This is a genomic window from Neorhizobium sp. R1-B, assembly GCF_004368875.1.
Taxonomy (GTDB): Bacteria; Pseudomonadota; Alphaproteobacteria; order Rhizobiales; family Rhizobiaceae; genus Neorhizobium; species Neorhizobium huautlense.
Genome location: NZ_SOEM01000033.1, coordinates 26,713 through 33,443 on the forward strand (window position 1 = coordinate 26,713; position 6,731 = coordinate 33,443).

At 56.7% G+C, this 6,731-nt stretch carries 5 protein-coding genes and 1 pseudogene; all 6 read left to right on the forward strand.

The window, feature by feature from the left end; translation table 11 throughout:
- Nucleotides 1-147: 147 nt before the first annotated feature.
- A complete protein-coding gene (locus tag EDE05_RS25190) occupies nucleotides 148-870 on the forward strand; it encodes a FadR/GntR family transcriptional regulator (RefSeq protein ID WP_134103192.1) in 723 nt (240 codons plus the stop codon).
- A gap of 3 nt (nucleotides 871-873) precedes the next feature.
- Entirely contained in the window at nucleotides 874-1,767 is an 894-nt protein-coding gene (locus EDE05_RS25195) for an NAD(P)-dependent oxidoreductase (protein WP_134103195.1), read from the forward strand.
- A gap of 1,094 nt (nucleotides 1,768-2,861) precedes the next feature.
- Complete coding sequence (locus EDE05_RS25205) at nucleotides 2,862-3,077, forward strand: hypothetical protein (RefSeq protein ID WP_134103201.1); 216 nt, start codon at nucleotides 2,862-2,864, stop codon at nucleotides 3,075-3,077.
- Between the two features lie 237 nt (nucleotides 3,078-3,314).
- Nucleotides 3,315-5,258 carry an ABC transporter substrate-binding protein gene (locus tag EDE05_RS25210; RefSeq protein ID WP_134103204.1) on the forward strand — a complete coding sequence of 648 codons (1,944 nt, stop codon included), beginning with the start codon at nucleotides 3,315-3,317 and terminating at the stop codon, nucleotides 5,256-5,258.
- A gap of 122 nt (nucleotides 5,259-5,380) precedes the next feature.
- Complete coding sequence (locus tag EDE05_RS25215; protein WP_112803271.1) at nucleotides 5,381-6,367, forward strand: ABC transporter permease; 987 nt, start codon at nucleotides 5,381-5,383, stop codon at nucleotides 6,365-6,367.
- Nucleotides 6,368-6,379: 12 nt separating this feature from the next.
- Nucleotides 6,380-6,731: pseudogene (locus tag EDE05_RS25220) on the forward strand (ABC transporter permease); the annotation flags it as partial.

Consider the following 6,731-nt stretch of genomic DNA (forward strand, 5'->3'; position numbering starts at 1 on the left):
TATTCGAGTGCGTAAGTTGTGAAGGTTTGTTGAATGTCGTATATCTTTGCCATACGACAACCGAGTTACCCTGAATTTCAGGTCTCGCTGAAGTAATAGAGCACGAGCAAAGGCCCAACGCGTCTGGGTAGGGTTAAGGTGAAGCATATGAACGATATCGGCGTGCAATATCCCTCAAGGGACGGAACTACGCCAGACAGGCTCAGCGACGTTGTCTATGATGGTATCGTAAGCCTAATCGCCCGGGGCGACCTCATCATAAACAGCCGGTTGCCGTCGGAAACAGACCTCTCTTCACGCTTTGCAGTGTCTCGAACAGTCGTCCGCGAGGCTTTAGGCCGCTTGCGCGAGGACGGGGTGATTGTATCCCGGCAAGGTTCAGGATCCTATGTGACCCGGCAACCAGATATGGCAGTTCTCCGCTTCTCACAGGTCGGGTCACTTGCAGACGTTCAACGTTGTTTCGAGTTCAGGGCCGGTCATGAGGCGGCGGCGGCTTCCCTAGCAGCGGTAAGATGGCAAGACGAGGACCTTCAACGGCTAAAGGATTCGTTGGATCTGTTAGAGAAATGCCTCAAGAACGGCACGGTTGGTATTGATGAAGACAGGCGGTTTCATGAGGCAGTAGCTCAGGCAACCCGAAATCAATATTACATTTCTATCCAGGTATCGATGGCATCGCATATTGCGACCGGAATGAACATCACCCGTCAGTTAAGTCTTATGCGAACGCCTGAGCGTCTGCGCGCGGTTCAGCTTGAGCACGTCGCAATATTCGAGGCTATCCAACAGCGGGACCGAAACGGTGCCGGCGCGGCAATGGAACGCCATATCCTAAACGCGCGCGAGAGAATGTTCGAAGGGGTGTAGTTGATGTCATTTACGAAAAGATACGCAGCTGATGCAGCTCCTGCATCAGAACGGGAAAGCACGCCCGGCTACTGCGACAAGGTCGTCGCACTTTTCGGCGGCTCTGGCAGGGTCGGAAAAAAGCTAAGAGCTGCACTGCAGGGAAAAATAAGATCAGTACGCATCCTCGATCTCGTAGCTCCCGATGAAGCTTGCGCCAATGAGACTTGGTCTCCAGTGGACATCTGTGATTTCGGTTCAACCTTAAAAGCCCTGAAGGGTATTGACGCGATCGTTCATCTTGCGGGATTCCCAGGCGAACGACCCATAGAGGACATTGTTCGGGTCAATGTCATGGGCACTCACAACATATATGAAGCCGCCCGGCAACTCGGGATTTCGAGAGTTGTTCTTGGGTCAAGCAACCATGTGACGGGCTTCTTCACGCGTGATCAACGGGTATCACCTGACGGTCCCATGCGGCCCGACAGCTTATATGGGTTAGGCAAGTGTTGGAACGAGCTGGAAGCGGGCCTTTATTTTCAAAAACACGGGATCGAAAGCTTTATAATTCGTATCGCCAACGCGACGATGGAGCCTGCGGACAGCAGAAGCGACGAGCGGAGCCGCGCCACGTGGCTCAGCGGCAGAGATTTAGCTCAACTGGTCATGATTGGGCTCGAAAGTCCTCACGTCGATTGCACGACGGTGTACGGGGTGTCGCAAAGCCCGTTCTCGTGGTGGGATAACAGTGTGGCCTTCAAACTTGGTTACGATCCTTTGGATCGAGGTGTGGATCACACGCCGCCGCTCGCGACCACCCCTCCGGGTGTCGAAAACCGGCATATCGCCGATCACTTTCAGGGCGGACGGTTTTGCGCGATCGATCACGACGGCGTCGTCAGGACGCGTCGGTGAGGCGGTCATTGGTGCTTCCTGTTCTCGCTTCACGTGAGGCTTCGGGAAGTCAGCCGGCAAGAAGTGCAACCCTTCAGCAATAGGTAGGACTGGGTTTTGCCAGCTATCCGGAGCGGGCGGTTCGAAGCCTCATTTGATGTGAGGGCTGGCGGGCGCTTGTCACGATTGGCGCATGAGATCTATGGTCATGTCCTCGTCCCAATGAGCGATGCCCCTTACGACGAGCAGGACTGGCCAAAAGCTGGGGCTTTTCCTCTCTTTCCGTATCACGGACGCCTGAAAGGGGCCGAACTCGTAACCGAGGAACAGTCATTCCAGCTTCGAGGGAACCCTTACCGCAACGGCGATGCGATGCATGGTCCCGCGCAAAGGCGGCCATGGACGATTGCTCACCAGTCCGCGAATGTTCTGTCTGTGAGCCTTGAATACGAAGCGGACGAGGAGTGGCCGTACAGCTTCAGAGCCGTTCAGCATTTCTCAATCAAAGATCATCGCTTGGATGTCACGCTCACCCTCTTGAACACATCTGAACGGCCATCGCCCAGCGGCATAGGCTGGCATCCCTATTTTGCAATAGGGTCCGGCGTTGAGCTGTCGTGCGATGCCCATGGGTCTTGGAGCCTTCCGAGTCTGGGTTCGAAAGACGGTCCGACCTTGACGGCATCAAAGAGCGCCTCTTTTGGAATTGAGCCGCAGACCAAACACCTTTCAAACTGGTCGCGTGCGTCATTCCCAATCTCCACCGGATACGTGTCGCTCCTTAGAACCTCCGCTCTTGAGTATCTCGTTCTCCACCGGACTGAAGCGTATCTATGTCTTGAGCCCGTATCCCATCTCAGCGGAGCGCTTTCACTGCCGCCCCATCTAAGGTGTGCCGCCGGTATCACGGATTTGGCCTCAGGCGAGATGATGCTTGGAAGATTTTCTATTTGTGTCGGGCGCCAACCTTTCCCAAATAACATTAACGATTTCAGTGATTACATAGGCGACAGATACCGTAAGGACCGATAGCAGTCGCCCTTTTCCCTCCACTCCGCGTATTGGGAGACCGCCGCAAAACCGAGCTCGCCTGTCGCGATGTTAAGGGTGATTGGATGCGGCTCCGGAACAAGGAAGCTCTGACGTCTGAGGCAACCGTACGACTGGCGGAGGTCACCCACGAGCGCCACGGGTTTCGAGATTTCAAGGGCGGCGTACTTTCGGGTGACGTCGAGATCGAGTCGGTGGCCATCGCTAGCCGCTTTCCCAAAGCCCGCGTCACGCTCGACCCGAACAGCGCCTGGTCGCTAGAGGAGGCAGAGCGCATTTGAAACAGCGGTTGGCATCATCTCACTGATATGTCGGACATATTTCGCATATCAGCGATAATTCGTGTAAAGCTGTCGAAAGAATGGCGACGGTGCCGAAATAAGCTTTTATATGTTTAAATAGATACCTACTTGTAATTTGTTTCTACCGCGTTAATGTCGATGCCAAGGCAGGGCACGCTCGCGTGAGGAGCACCACGAGCGGATACGCGCTGCTGTGATGTCTGGAGGAGACCAACCATGCCCGATAATTCCATTTCGAGGACAACTCGTCGCACCTTCTTGGCGGGTGTCGGCGGGACTGTGGCCCTGTCCGTAGCGGGTGGCAGCGCGAGCGCCGCTGCGGCCAAGGAGGCACCGCAGCTGGCCGCCCTGGTTAAGGACGGAAAGCTTCCGCCGCTTGCCGAGCGTCTGCCGCAAAACCCCATGGTCGTGAAGCCCTGGGAAAAGACTGGCACGTATGGCGGCACGCTGCGGCGCGGCCTGCGCGGTTCGTCGGATCACAACGGCATTCTGCGCATGGTCGGCAACCAGGGCCTCGTGCGCTGGAACATGGATTTCACGGCAGTTCTGCCCAATCTTGCCGAGAAATGGGAGGTCAGTGCTGACGCGACGCAATTCACATTCCATCTTTTGAAAGGCGCAAAGTGGTCCGACGGCCATCCATTCACCGCCGATGACGTCGTCTTCGCCATTGAAGATGTGATCAAGAACAAGGAGCTCTACAGCGCGACGCCGGCCCAGATTTCCGTTGCCGGCAAGCCGGTCACCGTCGAAAAGGTTGACGACTATACCGTCAAGTTCATCTTCGCCGCCGCGAATGCGCTCTATTTGGAAAACCTGGCGACCCCTCTCGGTCAGCATCCGACGCTCTTTGCCAAACACTACTGCAGCAAGTTCCTGCCGAAATACAACCCGAACCTCGACGCCGACGTGAAGGCGGCGGGCGTACCGAGCTGGACGGAGCTTTTCCGCGCCAAATGCGGCGACATCGAAATTCCGTCGCGCTGGGCAAACATCGAAAAGCCAACCCTGGACCCGTGGATAATAAAAGAGCCCTATTCGGGAGGCGCGACCCGTGTGGTCATGGTCCGAAACCCCTATTTCTGGCAAGTTGATACCGAAGGGAATCAACTCCCCTATATCGACGAACTGAACTTCAGCATTTCGCAGGATGTGGAATCGCTGATGCTCAACGTGATCTCGGGCAAGCTCGATATCCAAGAGCGTCACATCAACGTGCTCGCAAATAAACCAACCCTGTCTCAGAATATGCAGAAGGGTGACTACCGTCTCATGACGCTGGAGCCTTCGTCAGCCCAACAATGCCAGATCTACCTGAACATGACCCACAAGGACCCGGCGATGCGAAAGATGTTCGCCGACAAGTCCTTCCGCCAGGCTCTCTCGATCGGCATCAACCGCCAGGAAATCATCGATATTGTCTATTTCGGCCAGAGCCAGCCGTATCAGACTGGGCCGCGGCCCGGTCATCCCTGGCATTACGAGAAGCTTTCGCGGCAGTTTGTGGATTTCGAGCCGGACAAAGCGAACGCCTTGCTTGACCAGATTGGTCTCGACAAAAAGAACGGCAAAGGGATGCGCCTGCGGCCAGACGGTGAGCAGGTGTTCTTTGCCATCGATGTCATTCCCACGCTCAATCCTGATCTGGTGGATGCACTAGAGCTTGTTAAGTCGCATTGGGCGCAGATCGGCATAGACATGAAGGTCAATACCATCGAGCGAGCGCTCTATTACACGCGCGGCGACGACAATGCCCATGACGCGCAGGTCTGGTCAGGAGCAGGCGGCTTGGATCCGATGCTCGACCCGCGTGATTACTTTGCCTTCCACCCGCAGGGTTCGCGTTACGCAATTCCGTGGACGCTCTGGTATACGTCCAACGGTCAGAAGGGCGAGGAGCCTCCGGAAAGCCAGAAGAAGCGCATGAAGCTTTTCGACGAGGCGCGAGCTACCGCCGACCTCGACAAGCGCGGCGCGATCATGAAGCAGATCTTCGATCTGTGCGCAGATAGTTTCGAGACGATCGGCGTCTGCCTTGCGGTCGGCGGCTTCGGCGTCATTCGCAACAACCTGCGCAATGTGCCGGAAAAGCAGCCCGATAGCTGGTCATGGCCAAATCCCGGTCCTGCCCTCCCGCAGCAGTTCACCTTCACGAGCTGATTTGCCTCGTCGGTGCCGCCGCCTCGCTGCGGCGGCACTTTCTCCCAGTCCCGTTGCAAGACCTTGGGCGAGCCTTACGGTTCGCAGCGGCGCGTCATGCAACCCGAATTGCGAGCATTTCCATGCTGAAATTCATCGTCAAACGACTCTTCTGGATGATCCCATCACTGTTCGCGGTGAGTTTTCTCGCCTTCGTGCTGATCCAGCTCCCGCCGGGCGACTTCGTCACCACCTACATTGCCACCCTCGCGTCGTCCAACGAGGTGGTCGACCAGAACACCGCCGCACAGCTGCGTGAGCGTTTCGGCCTCGATCAGCCGATGCTGGTACAGTATCTCAAGTGGATCTGGGGCATTGTCACGCGTGGCGATTTCGGCATCTCGTTTGAATGGCAGCAGCCGGTCTCGGGACTGATCTGGGAGCGCATGGCGCTTACGCTCGTGCTTGCTCTCGCAAGCCTGATCGCCACCTGGGCTCTCGCCTTGCCGATCGGCGTCTATTCCGCCGTCAAAAAATATTCGATCGGTGACTATGCTTTCACGGCCTTCACCTTTTTCGGACTCTCCATCCCATCCTTCCTGCTGGCGCTGGTGTTGATGTATGTCGCCGCGGTCGAGTTCGGGCAGGATGTCGGCGGCCTTTTCTCCTCACAATACGAGACTGCGCCATGGAGCATCGGCAAGATGTACGACCTGCTGACACATTTGTGGCTGCCGGTGGCGATCCTGGCCGTGTCCTCGACCGCCAGCCTCATCCGCGTGATGCGCGCCAACATGCTGGACGAACTGCCAAAGCCCTACGTGACAACCGCACGCGCGAAGGGCCTCTCGGAATTCCGGCTACTGGTGAAATATCCGCTCCGGATCGCGCTTAACCCGTTCATCTCGACCATTGCCTGGCTTCTGCCGAACCTCATTTCCGGCTCAGTCGTCGTGGCGATCGTGCTCAACCTGCCGACGGCGGCGCCGCTGCTGCTGCAGTCGCTGATGGCGCAGGACATGTATCTCGCCGGTGCCTTCGTGCTCCTGATCTGTGCGCTCACGCTGATTGGCTCGCTCATCAGCGACATCCTGCTGGCGCTGGTCGATCCGCGCATTCGGCTGGAATAGGAGGCTGTTGAAATGGTCGATGTCTCAATAGCCAACCTTCGTCCAGAGCGCGCAGCAGTCGCCTCGCAATGGCAGCTCATCTGGTGGGCGTTCAAGCGGCACAGGCTTGCGATGGCCGCTCTGTTCGTGACGCTTGCTTTATATATCGTGGCCCTTGTTCCCGGTTTCTTCGCCATAAACGAGCCGACCGTCCAGAATGCCCGGGCGACATTTCATCCACCACAGCGGATCCACCTTATCGACAACTCCAACGGCTTCGAATTCGGTCCGCATTATTTCCCGCTGAAGCTCACCCGTGATCCGGAAACGCTGGCCGCCATCTATGTGGAAGATACGGCAAAAAAGATACCGATCGCGTTCTTTG

What these genes read in the sequence shown, in the direction of transcription:
- EDE05_RS25190 (WP_134103192.1), top strand. Translation starts at nt 148, where the DNA reads ATGAACGATATCGGCGTGCAATATCCCTCAAGGGACGGAACTACGCCA.
- EDE05_RS25195 (WP_134103195.1), top strand. Translation starts at nt 874, where the DNA reads ATGTCATTTACGAAAAGATACGCAGCTGATGCAGCTCCTGCATCAGAA.
- EDE05_RS25205 (WP_134103201.1), top strand. Translation starts at nt 2,862, where the DNA reads ATGCGGCTCCGGAACAAGGAAGCTCTGACGTCTGAGGCAACCGTACGA.
- EDE05_RS25210 (WP_134103204.1), top strand. Translation starts at nt 3,315, where the DNA reads ATGCCCGATAATTCCATTTCGAGGACAACTCGTCGCACCTTCTTGGCG.
- EDE05_RS25215 (WP_112803271.1), top strand. Translation starts at nt 5,381, where the DNA reads ATGCTGAAATTCATCGTCAAACGACTCTTCTGGATGATCCCATCACTG.